The organism is Empedobacter sp. UBA6305, from assembly GCF_002440405.1.
Taxonomy (GTDB): domain Bacteria; phylum Bacteroidota; class Bacteroidia; order Flavobacteriales; family Weeksellaceae; genus Empedobacter; species Empedobacter falsenii_B.
In genome coordinates, this window is the sequence record NZ_DJTP01000012.1 from 1 (window position 1) to 16,479 (window position 16,479).

At 30.9% G+C, this 16,479-nt stretch carries 13 protein-coding genes and 2 riboswitches; of the genes, 8 read left to right on the top strand and 5 right to left on the bottom strand.

Features of this window, described 5'->3' with window-relative positions; all coding sequences use genetic code 11:
* Positions 1 to 106: 106 nt before the first annotated feature.
* Positions 107 to 472 (top strand): DUF1573 domain-containing protein, encoded by a 366-nt coding sequence (locus B3M86_RS03125; protein WP_038334454.1) that lies wholly within the window; start codon positions 107 to 109, stop codon positions 470 to 472.
* A 74-nt stretch (positions 473 to 546) separates the two neighbouring features.
* Here the strand turns inward: B3M86_RS03125 and B3M86_RS03130 are convergent, their stop codons facing one another.
* The gene (locus B3M86_RS03130; RefSeq protein WP_286496173.1) at positions 547 to 1,203 is read right to left on the bottom strand and encodes a metal-dependent transcriptional regulator; all 657 of its coding nucleotides are present in this window, start codon (positions 1,201 to 1,203) and stop codon (positions 547 to 549) included.
* A gap of 106 nt (positions 1,204 to 1,309) precedes the next feature.
* Here B3M86_RS03130 and B3M86_RS03135 point away from each other — a divergent pair, with 106 nt between their 5' ends.
* Both B3M86_RS03135 and B3M86_RS03140 read left to right on the top strand, forming a co-directional pair.
* Entirely contained in the window at positions 1,310 to 3,364 is a 2,055-nt protein-coding gene (locus tag B3M86_RS03135) for a TonB-dependent receptor plug domain-containing protein (RefSeq protein ID WP_291076822.1), read from the top strand.
* Positions 3,364 to 3,810 (top strand): thioredoxin fold domain-containing protein, encoded by a 447-nt coding sequence (locus tag B3M86_RS03140; RefSeq protein ID WP_125350313.1) that lies wholly within the window; start codon positions 3,364 to 3,366, stop codon positions 3,808 to 3,810. The genes B3M86_RS03135 and B3M86_RS03140 overlap by 1 nt, the downstream gene beginning before the upstream one ends.
* Positions 3,811 to 3,866: 56 nt before the next feature.
* Here B3M86_RS03140 and B3M86_RS03145 read toward each other — a convergent pair whose 3' ends face one another.
* Positions 3,867 to 5,048 (bottom strand): homoserine dehydrogenase, encoded by a 1,182-nt coding sequence (locus B3M86_RS03145; protein ID WP_291076824.1) that lies wholly within the window; start codon positions 5,046 to 5,048, stop codon positions 3,867 to 3,869.
* Between the two features lie 124 nt (positions 5,049 to 5,172).
* Positions 5,173 to 5,271: riboswitch (SAM riboswitch) on the bottom strand.
* Between the two features lie 445 nt (positions 5,272 to 5,716).
* A riboswitch (SAM riboswitch) is annotated at positions 5,717 to 5,815 on the top strand.
* Positions 5,816 to 5,858: 43 nt separating this feature from the next.
* Here B3M86_RS03145 and B3M86_RS03150 point away from each other — a divergent pair.
* The 4 genes from B3M86_RS03150 to B3M86_RS03165 all read left to right on the top strand — a co-directional run bounded on the left by B3M86_RS03150 (position 5,859) and on the right by B3M86_RS03165 (position 11,810).
* A complete protein-coding gene (locus tag B3M86_RS03150) occupies positions 5,859 to 6,857 on the top strand; it encodes a homocysteine S-methyltransferase family protein (RefSeq protein WP_219035074.1) in 999 nt (332 codons plus the stop codon).
* Positions 6,845 to 9,508: a methionine synthase gene (gene metH / locus B3M86_RS03155; RefSeq protein ID WP_291076826.1), complete on the top strand. Its 2,664-nt coding sequence runs from the start codon at positions 6,845 to 6,847 to the stop codon at positions 9,506 to 9,508. The genes B3M86_RS03150 and metH overlap by 13 nt, the downstream gene beginning before the upstream one ends.
* Before the next feature lie 274 nt (positions 9,509 to 9,782).
* Positions 9,783 to 10,739, top strand: coding sequence for a methylenetetrahydrofolate reductase [NAD(P)H] (gene metF / locus B3M86_RS03160; protein ID WP_125350316.1), 957 nt, complete (start codon positions 9,783 to 9,785; stop codon positions 10,737 to 10,739).
* A gap of 456 nt (positions 10,740 to 11,195) precedes the next feature.
* Positions 11,196 to 11,810 carry an alpha-ketoglutarate-dependent dioxygenase AlkB family protein gene (locus B3M86_RS03165; RefSeq protein ID WP_219035071.1) on the top strand — a complete coding sequence of 205 codons (615 nt, stop codon included), beginning with the start codon at positions 11,196 to 11,198 and terminating at the stop codon, positions 11,808 to 11,810.
* Here B3M86_RS03165 and B3M86_RS03170 read toward each other — a convergent pair whose 3' ends face one another.
* Positions 11,811 to 12,347 (bottom strand): hypothetical protein, encoded by a 537-nt coding sequence (locus B3M86_RS03170; protein WP_219035070.1) that lies wholly within the window; start codon positions 12,345 to 12,347, stop codon positions 11,811 to 11,813.
* Positions 12,348 to 12,450: 103 nt separating this feature from the next.
* The gene (locus tag B3M86_RS03175) at positions 12,451 to 13,197 is read right to left on the bottom strand and encodes a M15 family metallopeptidase (protein WP_291076828.1); all 747 of its coding nucleotides are present in this window, start codon (positions 13,195 to 13,197) and stop codon (positions 12,451 to 12,453) included.
* 69 nt (positions 13,198 to 13,266) lie between these two features.
* Here B3M86_RS03175 and B3M86_RS03180 point away from each other — a divergent pair, with 69 nt between their 5' ends.
* Complete coding sequence (locus B3M86_RS03180; RefSeq protein WP_125350320.1) at positions 13,267 to 14,541, top strand: hemolysin family protein; 1,275 nt, start codon at positions 13,267 to 13,269, stop codon at positions 14,539 to 14,541.
* A 297-nt stretch (positions 14,542 to 14,838) separates the two neighbouring features.
* Here B3M86_RS03180 and B3M86_RS03185 read toward each other — a convergent pair whose 3' ends face one another.
* Complete coding sequence (locus B3M86_RS03185; protein ID WP_125350321.1) at positions 14,839 to 16,278, bottom strand: MFS transporter; 1,440 nt, start codon at positions 16,276 to 16,278, stop codon at positions 14,839 to 14,841.
* Between the last annotated feature and the right edge of the window lie 201 nt (positions 16,279 to 16,479).

Genomic DNA, 16,479 nt, shown 5'->3' on the forward strand with positions numbered 1-16,479 from the left:
TAAAATGCACAACGGGTATATATTAATTATTTTAGTACTAAAATACAAAAAAAGGTAGACTTTTTGTATTATTTATTTTAACTTTGGTTACAAATTAATTATCGTCATGAAAAAATTAATGTTTTTAGGTGCTTTTGCTTTAGGCGTTACAAGTTTATTTGCTCAAACACTTAGTTTAGAAAAAGAAGAAATTCAATTTGGAAATATAAAGTTGAATACCGAAGTAACAGCTAAGATGAAAGTAACCAACTCAGGTGATAAACCTTTAATTCTTAAAAGCGTTGTTGGTTCTTGTGGATGTACAGTTCCTGAATATCCTACAACACCTATCGAACCAGGAAAATCTGCGGATATTACCGTTAAATATTCAAGTGGTTCTGTGACTGGAGATTTCAATAAATCTGTAACAATCACATCTAACGATCCAGTTTCTTCTCGAAAAATTTTCAGAATAAAAGGAAAAGCGGAATAATTGTAAAGCAAGTTAAATAACTTGCTTTTTTAAGTTAAATAACTTGCTTTTTTCTTTTTATAAATTAAAAACCATTATCTACCTAATAATCTTGAAGTCACATGATTACTAAATATTTCAATTTCATTTGATTTTAGGAACTTAACCTTCATTGTTCCATCAAAATCTTCAACAGAAATGATTTCAATTTCATCATTCAAATGAATATTTTTTGAATTCAAATACTTCAAAAATTCATCAGAAGAACCAATAACAGCGCATATTTCTACTTTATCACCTTCTTTAAATTCGGCCAATTTTTTGTAATTGATAATTTCTATTTTTCCATTTTTATCTGGAATTGGAGAACCATGCGGATCTAATTTAGGAAAATTCAATAATTCGTCCATTTTATCGAAAAAAATTGGACTTTGAATATGTTCTATTTGCTCAGCAATTTCATGAACTTGTTCCCAACCAAATCCCATTTTATCTACCAAAAACATCTCTGTTAATCGGTGTTTTCTTACAATCAAAGAAGCTTTCAGAATTCCTTTATCAGATAACCGAAGTGGTTTATACGATTCATAAATCACCAATTCTTTTTCAGCTAATTTTTTCATCATACTGTTTACAGTAGGCATTTTTATTTCCAAATGCTTACTCAAATCCTTCACATTCACTTCTCCTTTCCCATTTTCAGAAAGATGAAATAATGCTTTTAGGTAATTTTCTTCGACCAATGAATTCATGGAAACAAATATAGTTGAAAATTAAGTAAAATTTAAAAATTCATTTTTAATAATATTTTTGTTAGATTTGTCTAACTTTTTAATTTGATTATAAATTTTACTTAACATGAAAACAACATTTTATTTATTCATCACCTTAACCTCCATTCTATCAAATGCTCAGGAACAAAAAGATTCTATTTATATGGAAGATTCTTCAGAAAATTTAGATGAGATTGTAATTACAGGAACAATGAAAGCTGTAAGAAAATCTGATAGTCCAGTTCCAATTGAAATCTATACACCAAAGTTTTTTCAAAAAAATCCAACACCTTCATTATTTGACGCTGTACAATTAATAAATGGTGTTCAACCACAACTAAACTGTAACGTTTGCAACACAGGTGATATTCATATTAACGGAATGGAAGGTCCATATACCATGATTTTAATTGACGGAATGCCAATTGTTTCTTCATTATCTACTGTTTATGGTTTGAGCGGAATTCCGAATTCTTTGGTTGAACGAATAGAAGTCGTAAAAGGACCAGCATCTTCCCTTTATGGAACAGAAGCTATGGGAGGTATAATTAATGTAATTACCAAATCTCCTAAATCTGCTCCAAAATTATCTTTGGATGCTTTTACAACTTCTTGGTTGGAAACCAATCTTGATGGTGGATACAAATATAATTTAGGAGAAAAGGTAAATGGTTTATTTGGTTTTAATTACTTTAAATATGACAATAAGAAGGATAAAAATAACGACGGTTTCACGGATGTAACTCTACAAGATCGTATTACGTTATTCAATAAATTTGATTTTGAACGTCAAGAAAATAGAACAGCTTCCGTTGCTTTACGTTATTTATATGAAGATAGATGGGGAGGTCAAATGAATTGGAAAAGAAAACTACACAGAGGAAGCGACGAAGTTTATGCTGAAAGCATTATGACAAATCGTTTTGAAGCGATAGGACTGTATCAATTACCTGTAAAAGAAAAAATAATGACACAATTTTCTTATAATTTTCATCAACAGAATTCATTTTATGGTCCAGAATCGTATCAAGGAAAACAACAAGTTATTTTTGCTCAAGCTTTTTGGGATAAAATAATTGGACAACATAGTTTACTTTTAGGAACTTCATTTAAGTATACCTATTACGATGATAACACAAGAGGGACTGGAGAATATGATGAAGATAATAATCTAATCAAGAATAACCCTATGAATACACCGATTCCTGGTGTTTTTGTACAAGACGAATGGACATTAAATTCTGAAAACAAATTATTACTTGGTTATCGATTTGATTATGATAAAACACATAAAGGAATACATTCTCCAAGAATTGCATACAAATTTTCACCTTCATCTCATCATACTTTAAGAGCAAGTTTTGGTACGGGATTTCGTGTTGTGAATGTCTTCACAGAAGATCATCGTGCATTAACTGGAGCTAGACAAGTAGTTTTTGAAAATGAATTAAAACCTGAAAAATCATATAATGGAAATATTAATTATGTATTCAAACTACCAACTTCTTTCACCGCTTTAAACTTTGATTTTACAACATTCTATTCTTATTTCACAAACAAAATTATTGCTGATACAGATACTGACGAAACAAAGATTATCTATGACAATTTAGATGGACACGCAATATCTCAAGGAGTTTCTTTAAACATAGATGCAACATTTGACTTTCCTCTAAAAATAATGCTTGGCGCAACCTATATGGATGTATACAAAAAAGAAGATGGAGAAAAAGAAGTTCAATATCATGCACCAAAATGGTCTGGAAATTTCTTAGCAAGTTATACATTCAAAAAAGGTTTTACTGTTGATTTAACCGCCAATTATAATGACAAAATGAAATTACCTCAAGTAGAAAATGATTATCGACCAGAATATTCAAAACCAACTGTTATTGCAAATATTCAATTAAGTAAATCATTTAAGAATAATATTGAAATCTATGGTGGAATCAAAAATATTTTTAATGTTTTACCAAAAGGCGATGTTATTGCTCGTTGGTGGGACCCATTCGGAGAACCTGGAAATGGCGTTACTCCTCCTAAAGGAAGAAACGATGTTATTTTTGAACCAAATGATTACAGCTATACACCTATGCAGGGAACAAGAGGTTTTATAGGTGTTCGATACAATTTACGTTAATGAAAATCTGGTACTTCATATTCATTTTATCATCATTGAATCTCCAAGCACAGATTTCATTAGAAAAATTTAATTCAATTTCTAATGAAAATCCTAAACCAATTCTACTTTATTTTTCGACAAATTGGTGTAGTTACTGTATGATTCAAAAGAAACAATTAAAAAAGGATAAAGAATTACTTCAAATTCTAAATAATGACATTTATTTTATTGAATTTGAAGCAGAAACAAATGAATCTATTATCTTTTTAAACAAAAAATATGAACCTAAATCGAATAAAAAAACTCACCTATTTTTAGAAGAATTCATTGATAAAAATGAACAAATTAGTTATCCATATTGGGTTTTAATCTCAAAAGATTATAAAATTGAAATGACTTATACTGGATTAATTAAAAATAAACCCCTAAAACTTTTATTGGAAAAGTATTTACAAAAACCTTAATTTTTAGATTTACAAAAAAGCCTCAATTAATATTGAGGCTTTTTAATCACAAAAATTTACTCAAACGCAATTATCGAAAGTTTTGGATTTTCAATAGTCTCTTTTTGTTTGAGCTTTTCTATATCAATCACACCAACAATATGATTGTAATTTTTACTCTGATAACGTTCTTCTATTTCATCAAAAATATTTGAAACATCATCTGCTTGATTCTCAAAACCGATATAAATTCGCTTCTTTCCTGTTTGATTAAAAACTCCTTCTTCTTTGTTTTCATATTTTCGAATCGAATATTGATAATCATATTTCAACGCAGAAATATCACTCAAAACAGCCGAAGAAGTTGGGAAACGCCCTGCTCCTTTTCCATATAAAAATTGCTCATCTGAAAGCGAACTTCCAATCAAAACTCCATTATATTCGTTATTCACAAGCGCAATTGTTTTATTTAATTCAACAAAAGTTGGCAAAACTGTTGATGTAATTTCACCCGTTTGATGATTAATTTTAGAATTAGCAATCAACTTTATTGTATAATTTTTTTCTTTTGCGTATTTAAAATCTTCAACTTTCAATGAAGTAATTCCTTTTCGAATAACTTGATCAACATCAATCTTTTTACCGAAAGCATGCAACGTAATAATTGCTAATTTACTCGACGCATCAAAACCTTCTACATCAGCCGTTGGATCAGCTTCTGCAAAACCACTTTCTTGCGCTGCTTTTAAGGCATCTTGATACGACTCATTTTCATTCGCCATTTTCGTCAAAATGTAATTTGTTGTCCCATTTACAATTCCAGATACATAATTCAATAAATCGTTATCAAAATATTCTTCTAGATTTCTAATAATCGGAACTGACCCGCAAACAGAGGCTTCATAAAGAAAAGAAACATTGTTTTGTGCTTGCAAATCCAATAATTCTTTGTGATGATCTGCAATCAATTTTTTATTTGCACTTACCACATGTTTACCTTTATTGAACGCTTTTATAATGATATCATGTGCCGCATCAGCATCCGAAATTAACTCAACAACAACATTTATTTCATCGTCATTTAAAATATCATCCGCATTAGTCGAAAATAATTCAGACGGAGCATTTCTAGATTTAGAATTATCTTTAATTACAATTTTTTTAATTGCAGCATTCAATTGTGGTTTTTCTTCCAATACCTTGTAAATTCCTTCTCCTACAACTCCAAATCCGAACAATCCGATATTTATATTTTTCATTTATTTGTTTTGTTTTTAATTATTTACCAAAGAAAAGTGAAGAAAAAAAATGGTTCAATCGCATAAAAACAATTGAACCATTTTGAATAAAGAATATTATTGAAGATTGGTTTACAGTAGTTTTTATTCATCTTTCCTATAAGGATGGATTTAGCACCTTGATTCATTAATCAGGTTGCTAAAGTTTCTTTGGGCCATTTCCCTCCACTTTTCTTGATAAAATGTAAATTTTAATGAACTATTTCTGAGGACAAATTTAGGCGAAAGAATTCTATATATCCAAATTAATTTCATTTCTTTAATTTAATATTTTCCGTAATTATAGATAAAAATACACAAATAATGAATTTTATTCTATAAATATTTATAGACAAAAATAATTTTCTAAAAAATACAATTAAAAGAAAAAACAAATCTTAATAATTTTTAATAAAACCCTATTTTTATTAAAAATATTCTAAAAACTACAATTTTCAATAACTAATTAAAATATTATTTCTTTAAAATAGTAATTTTAAAGAAATATTTTCTAAAATAAATTTCAAAAATGACCTATTAGAGATTTTGAACTATTTCAAACAAAAATTATTTCTATGAACCAAGTTTCGAACTCGTTTTTTTCAATCTTGATTTTTTTATTCTCAATACTTTAAATAATTTTGCACATAGCTTTATAAAGAAAGATGGAGGGAATAGGCCCGTTGAAATCTTAGCAACCCAAAGTATAGTTGGGTGCTAAATCCTACTCAAATAGAGAAAGATAAGGACTTACCTCACACTTCTTCCCATAAGGCTTTTAAAATATTTAGAATGAAATTAGACGATATACTAAAAGAGCGTATTGTTATTTTAGATGGTGCAATGGGAACGATGATCCAAAAGCACAATTTACAAGAAGAAGATTATCGTGGAGAACGATTCAAGGATTTTCATACTTCTTTAAAAGGAAATAACGATTTATTGGTTTTAACCCAACCTCAAATCATAAAAGATATTCACCGAGAATATTTGGCTGCTGGTGCAGATTTAATCGAAACAAATACGTTCAATGCCAATATTATTTCTATGGTTGATTATGATATGGTTGATTTGGTTGATGAATTAAATTACGAAGCCGTTCGCTTAGCAAAAGAAGCTTGTGAAGAGTTTTCTACCCCAGATAAACCTCGTTTTGTAGTTGGATCTTTAGGTCCAACCAACAAGACAGCCTCTATTTCGCCACAAGTAAATGACCCTAGTTATCGCGATGTGGATTTTGATTTATTGGCAAATGTATATTATCGTCAAGCAAAAACAATGTTAGAAGCTGGTGCGGATATTTTACTTGTCGAAACTATTTTTGATACTTTAAATGCAAAAGCAGCATTTTATGGAATTCAAGATGCGATAGAAAAAACAGGAATCAACGTTCCTCTAATGGCTTCTGGTACAATAACAGATAAATCTGGACGTACACTTTCTGGACAAACAACAGAAGCTTTCTTGATTTCATTAGAACATATTGATTTAATTTCAGTTGGGTTAAATTGTGCTTTAGGTGCAACAGATTTGATTCCATATTTAGAAGTATTAGCCGAAAAAGCACCATTTTATGTCAGCGCATACCCAAATGCTGGTTTACCAAACGCTTTCGGTGGATACGATGAAACTCCTGAAATGATGCGAGATTTTATCAAACCTTTCTTAGATAAAAAATTGGTTAATATTTTGGGTGGATGTTGTGGAACTACACCAGATCATATCAAATTGATGGCAGATTTAGCAAAAGAATACGAACCTCGAAAAATTAGTGAACAATGTCAGGCGTAAAAATTCAACTTTCTGGATTAGAACCTTTAATTGTACGAGAAAATTCAAACTTTGTAAACGTTGGCGAACGTACAAATGTAACTGGTTCTAAAAAATTCTTGCGATTAATCAAAGAAGAAAAATTTGAAGAAGCACTTCAGGTTGCACGTGACCAAGTGGATGGTGGCGCGCAAATTATCGATATCAATATGGATGAAGGTATGCTTGATGGTGTAGCTTCTATGGTAAAATATTTGCGTTTGATTGCTTCTGAACCTGATATTTCGAAAGTTCCAATTATGATTGATTCTTCGAAATGGGAAATTATTGAAGCTGGTCTAAAAAATGTTCAAGGTAAAGCGATTGTCAACTCAATTTCTTTAAAAGAGGGAGAAGAATTATTTATCGAACATGCGAAGAAAATTAAACGTTACGGTGCTGCAACAGTGGTTATGGCGTTTGATGAGAAAGGTCAAGCGGATAATTATGAACGTCGAATCGAAATCGTAAAACGTTCGTATGATATTTTGGTAAATCAAGTAAATTTCAATCCAAGAGATATCATTTTTGATGTGAATATTTTCCCAGTTGCAACAGGAATGGAAGAACATCGCCGTAATGCCATCGATTTTTTTGATGCAACAAAATGGATCAAAGAAAATCTTCCGCATGCGTTAGTTTCGGGTGGAGTTTCGAATGTTTCATTTTCCTTCCGTGGAAACAATGCGGTTCGTGAAGCGATGCACACGGCGTTTTTATATCACGCCATTAAACACGGAATGGACATGGGAATCGTCAATCCAGAAATGATTGAGATTTACGATGATATTCCAAAAGATTTATTAGAACACGTTGAAGATGTTTTATTGGATCGACGTGACGATGCAACAGAGCGTTTGATTGATTTTGCCGAACATCTAAAAGGTGTTACAAAAGAGAAAAAGAAAGATGATACTTGGCGCGAATTACCTTTGGAAAAGCGTATTGAAATTTCTTTAGTAAAAGGAATTACAGAATTTATTGACGAAGATACTGCAGAAGCTTTGGAAAAAATTGGTTCTCCATTACGTGTTATTGAAGGTCCTTTGATGGACGGAATGAATGTCGTTGGAGATCTTTTCGGAAGTGGTAAAATGTTCTTACCGCAGGTAGTGAAATCGGCTCGCGTAATGAAAAAATCTGTTGCTTATTTAACGCCATTTTTAGAGGAAGAAAAACTTAGAAATAAAACAGACAAAGAGCCTTCTAAGATCTTGATGGCAACTGTAAAAGGTGATGTTCACGATATCGGAAAAAATATTGTTTCAGTCGTTTTAAGCTGTAATGGTTTCGAGATTATCGATTTAGGCGTAATGGTTTCTTCTGAAACAATTTTAGACGAAGCGCAAAAAAATAATGTCGATGTGATTGGTCTTTCTGGATTGATTACTCCATCTTTAGATGAAATGGTGCATGTTGCCAGAGAAATGAAACGCCTTAATCTTGATATTCCATTGATGATTGGTGGCGCAACAACTTCTAAAGCGCATACAGCTGTAAAAATTGCACCAGAATATGACAAAGCAATTCATGTTTTAGATGCTTCGCGTTCGGTTACGATTTGTCAAAAATTGATTGGAAATCAACAGGCGGAATTGCTAACAGAAACTACTACTGATTATACAAAAATTAGAGAAGGTTTCTTGAATCGCGCTGTATCAAAGGAATATCTATCGATTGAAGATGCTCGAAAAAACAAATTAAAAGTTGATTTTGAAGAAAATAAACCTTTTAAACCAAATAAATTAGGTGTTTTTACACATCAAACAACAGTTTCTGAATTAAGAGATTTTATCGATTGGACGCCATTTTTCAAAACATGGGATTTACATGGTAAATTTCCTGCGATTTTAGATGATGAAATTGTCGGAACAAATGCCAAAGAACTATATGTAGATGCTTTGTCAATGTTAAATAAAATTGAAGCTGAAAATTTAGCTAAACCGAAGGCTGTTTTTGGACTTTTCAAAGCGAATACGGTAAACGATGATACGATTGAATTGTTTGATGAAAATGATAACAAAATCGAGGAATTTTATACACTTCGTCAACAAGCGAAAAAATCGAAAAAACAACCAAATATTTCAATTGCTGATTTTATTGCGCCGAAAGATTCAGCAATTCAAGATTATATCGGTGCATTTGCTGTAACTGCTGGTCAAGAAATTGAAGAAGTTGCTAAAGCTTACGAAACAAATTTAGATGATTACAATTCGATTATGGTGAAAGCAATTGCCGATCGTCTAGCTGAAGCTTATGCAGAATATTTGCACAAATATGTTCGTACAGAAGTTTGGGGTTATGCGAAAGATGAAACTTTATCAAATGACGAATTAATTTCAGAAAAATATAAAGGAATTCGCCCTGCTCCTGGTTATCCTGCATGTCCTGACCATTTAGAAAAAGAAACAATTTTCAAAATTTTGGATGTAGAGAAAAATGCAGGGATTGAGTTAACAAGTTCGTTGGCGATGTATCCAGTTTCATCTGTTTCGGGTTATTATTTTGGAAATCCAGAAGCAAAATATTTCGGAGTTGGTAAAATAAAAATGGATCAGGTTGAAGATTTTTCAAAACGTAAAAATATAGAACTTGATAAAGCTGAACGTTGGTTGAGTCCTAATTTGGCGTAAAAGCGTTAAGCAAAAATAAAATTTATCATTCAAAATGAGCGTTTCGAAATAAAGAATCTCAGATTCCTCGACAAGCTCGGAATGACAACGAACGTAGAACAAAATAAAAAAATGCGTTAGGGATTGTAGTGAAAATCCTTTTTTGTTGATTGGACGAAGTCGAAATTAACAAAAAAGATTGTAACGAAAAGCCCGCCCGAAGGAAACGCTCAAATAAAAGAAAATATATAATCGAAATTCGAGATTCGAACTTCGCTAAACGATAAAATAAAGAATGAAAGTTACCGAACATATAGAACGCGCAAACGGAAAACCATTATTTTCTGTAGAGATTTTACCGCCTTTGAAAGGGCAAGATGTCAATGCGACGTTCAAAACTTTAGACCCGTTAGTTGAGTTAAATCCAGCTTTTATCGATGTAACTTATCATCGTCAAGAGTATATTTACAAACAGAAAGAAAACGGGTTATTGAAACGTTATCAGGTACGAAAACGTCCTGGTACAGTTGCGATTTGTGCTGCGATACAGAATCATTATAAGATAGACGCAATTCCGCATTTGATTTGTGGTGGATTTACAAAAGAAGATACAGAAGATGCGTTAATTGATTTGAATTTCTTGGGAATTGACAATCTTTTGGTTTTACGTGGAGATCCTATAAAATCGGAAAAATCTTTTGTTCCTGAAGTTGGTGGACATGCAAATGCTTCGGAATTGATTGAGCAAATTACTGCTTTGAATACAGGAAATTATCTAGACGACGAACTACAAGAATCGCATGCAATGGATTTTTGTATTGGTGTAGCGGGTTATCCTGAGAAGCATTTCGAATCACCAAATCTTGCAATGGATTTGTATTATTTGAAAAAGAAAGTGGAATTGGGAGCTGATTATATCGTGACGCAAATGTTTTTTGATAATCAGAAATATTTTGATTTTGTGAAGAAATGTCGCGAAATGGATATTAATATTCCAATTATTCCAGGTATAAAACCTTTGACAACTTTCAATCAACTAACGTCGATTCCGCAGAATTTCTATTTGGATTTACCAGAAGCTTTGGCAATGGAAGTTTTGAAGTCGAAAGATAAGGAACGAATTAAGGAAATCGGGATTGAATGGTGCATTCAACAATGTAAAGAATTGATTGATTTTGGTGTTCCTGGATTACATTTTTATACAATGAGTAATTCTATAAATACAAAAAGAATCGCTGAGGCAGTTTATTAAAATAACAATAGTTGGTTGTTTATCTTTTCACAAATAAACAACCAAAATTATTAATTAAATTAATACGTAAAAATTAATCCATAGAAAAATTGTTTTTCCCCCTTATAGTCTTATAACTCATCATTACAGCGATAAGCGAAATAATTGTAACCGAGAAACTGATGTTCAAGATAAAATCCGCATGATCTACATTTAACATTTTTAAAAAGACAGAAACAAGAAGTAAAATACTACTTACAAGGAAGAACTTAATTGTGTTCTTAAAAATCAATTTATTCATATTGTGTTAAATTTTGGTTAAATAAAAATAAATAAAAAATTATATAATCCAATTTTTTTTTGACTTATTCAATATTAAATTTTAAATAACAAACGTTAGTAAAACTTTATTTATCTGCACATTACATTAACTGAATTAAATCTAAATTCCTTATTTTTGATCATATAAAACTATAAATGGATCTTTTTAACGATTTATTTGACGGACAACAAAATCTACTTCCAAAAGATGGAACTGTAAATTATTTTGGACAAATTATGACCGATGAAAAAGCGCATCATTATTATTCTATATTATTAAATGAAATTGAATGGAAAAACGATCAAGCAATAATATTTGGAAAATTGATAGAAACTAAACGAAAAATTGCTTGGTATGGAGATTTTCCATTTGCTTATACCTATTCCAAAATCATGAAAACAGCTTTGCCTTGGACTGATACTTTACTTGAATTAAAAAAATTAGCTGAGGAAAAAACTGGCGAAACTTATAATTCTTGTTTGGTAAATTTATATCACGATGGTTCCGAAGGGATGGCTTGGCATAGTGATGGTGAAAAACAATTGAAACGTCATGGCGCAATTGCCTCGCTAAGTTTCGGCGCTGAACGTAAATTTGGTTTTAAACATAAAGAAACTAAAGAAGTAATTGCTTTAAATCTTGCAAGTGGTAGTTTATTAGTTATGAAAAATGAAACACAAGATTATTGGCTGCATCGCTTACCTCCTACTAAAAAAGTAAATTCGCCACGAATTAATCTAACATTCAGAACAATAGATTTGGAGCAATAATTATTTTTGCTTGGAGATTTCAGCTTTATAAAAAGTCAAACTTTGTTGATTAAATTTATTCAGAAATGCATCATTAAAATCATTCAAAGAAATAACATCCAAATCAATTTTAGTTTTTAGCGTTGGTAAAGCAATCACTTTATTTGATGATTTATCCAAACTATTCCATTTCGCAATAAACTCTTTTGTAGCTGTAATAAAAGTTGATTCGCCATTTTCTTTCGAATAATCATCCGAAACTATTGAACGTTTTATGGCAGATAATTCAATCTTTTTTGTCTGACGATTGTATCGAAAATAAGATGTAAACAAAACATCTCCTATTTTATTGATAATCTTGAAACCTTTCTTTGTTTCCTCAATCTTCGTATTACGATCCAATTCATTAAAAGCTAAACTACTCTGCTTTTTATATTCAGTATCAGAAAGTAAAAACTCTATTTTATTCGTTTCAAAATTAATTGAAACCTTGTCAAACTTTCCATCGCCATCCAAATCTTTCACAATCGATTGTTTGGCAAAAGTTAGTAAACTCATGCTCAAAAATAACGATATGAAAAATGTTAATCTCATCAGAAAGTATAATCTCTTAAATTTTATTTAAAGATACCACAAAAAAAGCTCCAAAAAGGAGCTTTAACTATTTAATAACAGGATTTATATCCAAAATATTTTCTTTTCGATATTTTTCGATAAAATCATCTGTAAAATTTTCGCTTCCTAACAATTTATTTTCTTGTAAAACCTTTTTAATATCAAGCTTTTTATAAGCTTGTAACATCGGTTCAGTAATCGCTTTATACGTAAAATGCCACGGTTCATATTTGAATCCTTTTCTCGCTGAATTATCCGTGTACACCAAATAAAAACCATATTTAGATGCATTTTCATCTAACCAAAGTTTAAATTTATGCATTGATCCTCCTTCGTTAAAATGTTTCTCATTCAACGGATCTGCTGGTATTCCGCGCGTTCCGTCTATAATATCCAAATCAGTTCCCCAATGGTGACGAGAAGTTCCTGGAATGGTAGAATATTCAATAATCTTTTCGATGTTTTCTTTCGCTGCAATTTTCTTCGCTTGATTTGCTTTATACTTGCGCTCCCAAATTCCGTTTTGATACGTATAATTTCTATAGCTCGAAATCACTTGTATTTTAAAACCTGCTTTTTGTGCATCAGCTTTCATTAATTCAAATTGTTTTGCAACTTCTGGCAACAATTTATACCCATTTCCAACCATCGTAGGGTTGCCTTTACCAATCAATTCAGCCGTTGTAAAAGTAGGTAAAATAGTATCTGTTTCTTCTGGAGTTTGATCGCTGTTACCGAAAGCACAACCAGCATTTAGCATAAAAGCAAGTAAAATTAAATAAGAAAATTTCATAATATTAAATTGAGACATTATGGTAAGTATTAGATTTTGGTTTATTTTTATCAAAATTAAAGAATAAAAGTGGAGATTGTTATAATAATCGTATTGATTTTATTGAACGGAATTTTTTCCATGTCAGAAATGGCACTTGTTTCGTCAAGAAAATTCAAATTAGAAAATCAAATGAAGAAAGGAAGTTCTGGTGCTAAAACGGCTTTAGAACTTGCTGAGAATCCGAACAAATTTTTATCAACCGTACAAATCGGAATTACCCTTATTGGTATCTTATTAGGGGTTTTCTCGGGTGATAAACTAACTGCAAATTTAACAGAATTTTTAACATCTATTTCTTTCATTGCACCTTACGCCAAAACACTTTCTCCAATTATTATGGTAGTAATCATCACTTATTTTTCGATTGTATTTGGCGAATTATTACCAAAACGTTTGGGAATGAAATTTCCTGAAATGGTTTCTACTATTGTTTCGAAACCGATGAAATGGTTATCTATCATCACTTCTCCATTCGTTTGGTTGTTAACAGTTACCAATAATTTTTTCTTAAAATTGTTTGGTATTAAAGACGATAGCAGCGAAGTTGTTTCGGAAGAAGAAATTAAAAATATCATCAAAGAAAGTACAGAAGGTGGTGAAATTCAGGAAAAAGAACACGAAATCTTAGAACGTGTTTTCGAGCTTGGAGATCGTCGTGTGAACACGTTAGCAACGCATCGTTCGGAAATTGCTTCATTAGATATTTCGGATGATTATGAGAAAGCACGTGCAAAAGTTAAGAAAAATAAATATTCAGCCTACCCTGTTACGAAGAACAATAATCTGGACGAAATCGTTGGTATCTTGAAACTAAAAGATATGTTTGGTGTAAGTAAGGAAGATTTTAGCCTGAAAAAATTTATACACAAACCTATTTTTGTCAATGAAAATTCGTTTAGTTATCCTTTGTTGGAAATGTTACAGAATTCACAAGCACATTTTGCCATTATTTTAGACGAATATGGTACGACGGCTGGAATTGTAACAATAAACGATATTTTGGACGAATTGGTTGGTGATACACCAGAGAACCAAGACGAAGATTACGAAATCGTAGAACGTGAAGATGGTACATGGTTGATCGATGGGCAATTTTCGATCTATGAATTCGAGAAGTTTTTTGAGATTGATATCGACGAAGACATCGAAAATAGATATGTTACCGTTGCTGGAATTTTCTTAGATAAATACGAAACCATTCCAAATGTTGGTGATAAGGTAGAAGTAGAAGATTTGACACTAGAAATTGTAGACAAAGACGGTAATCGTATTGATAAAATATTGGCATATCGTAAGAAATAAAAAACTCAACCAAATGGTTGAGTTTTTTATTAACTCATTAATTTATTTTTTGAGCAGTAATATAATTTTCTCCATTAGCACTAATCCCTAGACCAGTAAATAGATTTATAGCGATGCTGTCTGGGTAGTGGTATTTGAATTATTCTAATTAGAATATTTTCTAGAACCTTGTCAAAATGTTGTAATTTGTTGTTTCTCTTGTCCCTTCACCTATTATATTAATTCATTAACTGAAAAGGCTGTTTTATAATAAATTATAAAACAGCCTTTTATTAAATTACTAAATATTAAATCTTCCTAATGTCCTCCTTCAGATTTAACTTCACCAAGATTTATTCCTTGTTTTTTAAGAATTTTAGGCGTTGCAATTGCATAAAATACAAGATACACAAAACATAAAATACAAACAATATAACTAGAATGAACAGTTGATAAATCTGCAATATACCCTTGGAATATACTTACTAATCCTCCTCCCATAATCATCATAATTAAGAAGTTACTTCCTTGCGAAGTGTTTTTTCCTAAACCATTAATTGCTAATGCAAAAATACAAGGCCATAATGTACTACAGAACAAACCAACACTTGTAATAGAATAAATAGAGACTAAACCAGTTGTATTCATTCCGATTAATAATGCTACAATTCCAATAATTGAGAAAGTTAATAACATTTTAGCAGGGTTTCCATTTGTCCATAAAGAAGCTAAAATCATTATTAAAATAATTACACTATATAGATAAAATGGTTTCAAATCATGCCCTGCAATGTAATTAACTAATAAGAAAATCCCAAAAGCTAAATAAGGTGCTATAAATTTAAGAGCCAATGTTTTTGTCTTATCTAAACCAAATGCTTCTGCTGCACCACCCCAACGACCAATCATCATACTTGCCCAATATAACGAAACATATGGTGTTACTCCTTGTATATCGAACCCTAATTCATTGTGCATATATGCTGGTAAATTACTTACAGTAGAAACTTCTACACCTACATATAAGAAGATCGCAAGCATTCCTAATAATAATTGAGGATATTTTAAGGCTGATGATTTATCATTTTTTGAAGTTGCAATCGCACTATCCTCTTCTTGTTCTGGATGATTTGGTAAAGACGAAAATTTCAAGAAAATAGCAACAGCTAAAAAAGCAACACCCAAACACAAATATGGAATTTTAACTGCTTCTATACTCAAAGTTGTTTCTCCTTCTCCTCCTGCACCAAAAATTGCATAAGCAACAATTAAAGGTCCAATTGTAGTTCCTAAGTTATTAATACCTCCAGCTAATGTTAAACGTTGAGATCCAGTACTTGCATCTCCTAAAGCAATTGCAAGCGGATTAGCAACAGTTTGTTGCAACGAAAAACCTAGACCTACAGTAAACAAACCTGTTAACATTAAAGGAAATGATCCTGTATTGGCTGCTGGAATAAAAAAAAGCGTTCCAATAGCTGATAAAAGAAGTCCAAAAGATAATGAATTCTTATACCCAAATTTATTGATTAAATCTTGTTTAGCTAATAATGAAACGCCCATATAAATTAAAGCTCCAACCGTATAAGCGATATAATAAGCTACTGCGACTAATTGACTTTCGGCTTGGGATAAATCAAATGATTTTTTAAAAACTGGAATTAAAATTTCATTACTTGCCGCTACGAATCCCCAAAAGAAGAATACTGTAACCAGTGGGATAAATTGACCCCAATTAGTTTTTTGTGATTGACTCATGTGTTTTGATATAATTTTTTTTTAAATATTGGTTGATGATTGCCTAAACAACCAGCTTATAAATATAGGTTATTTATAGTTTAATTTACAAATAGGTGAATGCTTAAATATTATACAGCACAAAGAAAAAAACTATATATTCAATAAATAAATATTATTTTTTTACAGATCAAATAATAATTAATAGATTATTTTTAACAA

Bases quoted from the DNA above. Each gene is read 5' to 3' on its own strand.
- B3M86_RS03125 (WP_038334454.1), top strand. From the start codon at position 107: ATGAAAAAATTAATGTTTTTAGGTGCTTTTGCTTTAGGCGTTACAAGT.
- B3M86_RS03130 (WP_286496173.1), bottom strand. From the start codon at position 1,203: ATGAATTCATTGGTCGAAGAAAATTACCTAAAAGCATTATTTCATCTT.
- B3M86_RS03135 (WP_291076822.1), top strand. From the start codon at position 1,310: ATGAAAACAACATTTTATTTATTCATCACCTTAACCTCCATTCTATCA.
- B3M86_RS03140 (WP_125350313.1), top strand. From the start codon at position 3,364: ATGAAAATCTGGTACTTCATATTCATTTTATCATCATTGAATCTCCAA.
- B3M86_RS03145 (WP_291076824.1), bottom strand. From the start codon at position 5,048: ATGAAAAATATAAATATCGGATTGTTCGGATTTGGAGTTGTAGGAGAA.
- B3M86_RS03150 (WP_219035074.1), top strand. From the start codon at position 5,859: ATGAAATTAGACGATATACTAAAAGAGCGTATTGTTATTTTAGATGGT.
- metH (WP_291076826.1), top strand. From the start codon at position 6,845: ATGTCAGGCGTAAAAATTCAACTTTCTGGATTAGAACCTTTAATTGTA.
- metF (WP_125350316.1), top strand. From the start codon at position 9,783: ATGAAAGTTACCGAACATATAGAACGCGCAAACGGAAAACCATTATTT.
- B3M86_RS03165 (WP_219035071.1), top strand. From the start codon at position 11,196: ATGGATCTTTTTAACGATTTATTTGACGGACAACAAAATCTACTTCCA.
- B3M86_RS03170 (WP_219035070.1), bottom strand. From the start codon at position 12,347: ATGAGTTTACTAACTTTTGCCAAACAATCGATTGTGAAAGATTTGGAT.
- B3M86_RS03175 (WP_291076828.1), bottom strand. From the start codon at position 13,197: ATGAAATTTTCTTATTTAATTTTACTTGCTTTTATGCTAAATGCTGGT.
- B3M86_RS03185 (WP_125350321.1), bottom strand. From the start codon at position 16,278: ATGAGTCAATCACAAAAAACTAATTGGGGTCAATTTATCCCACTGGTT.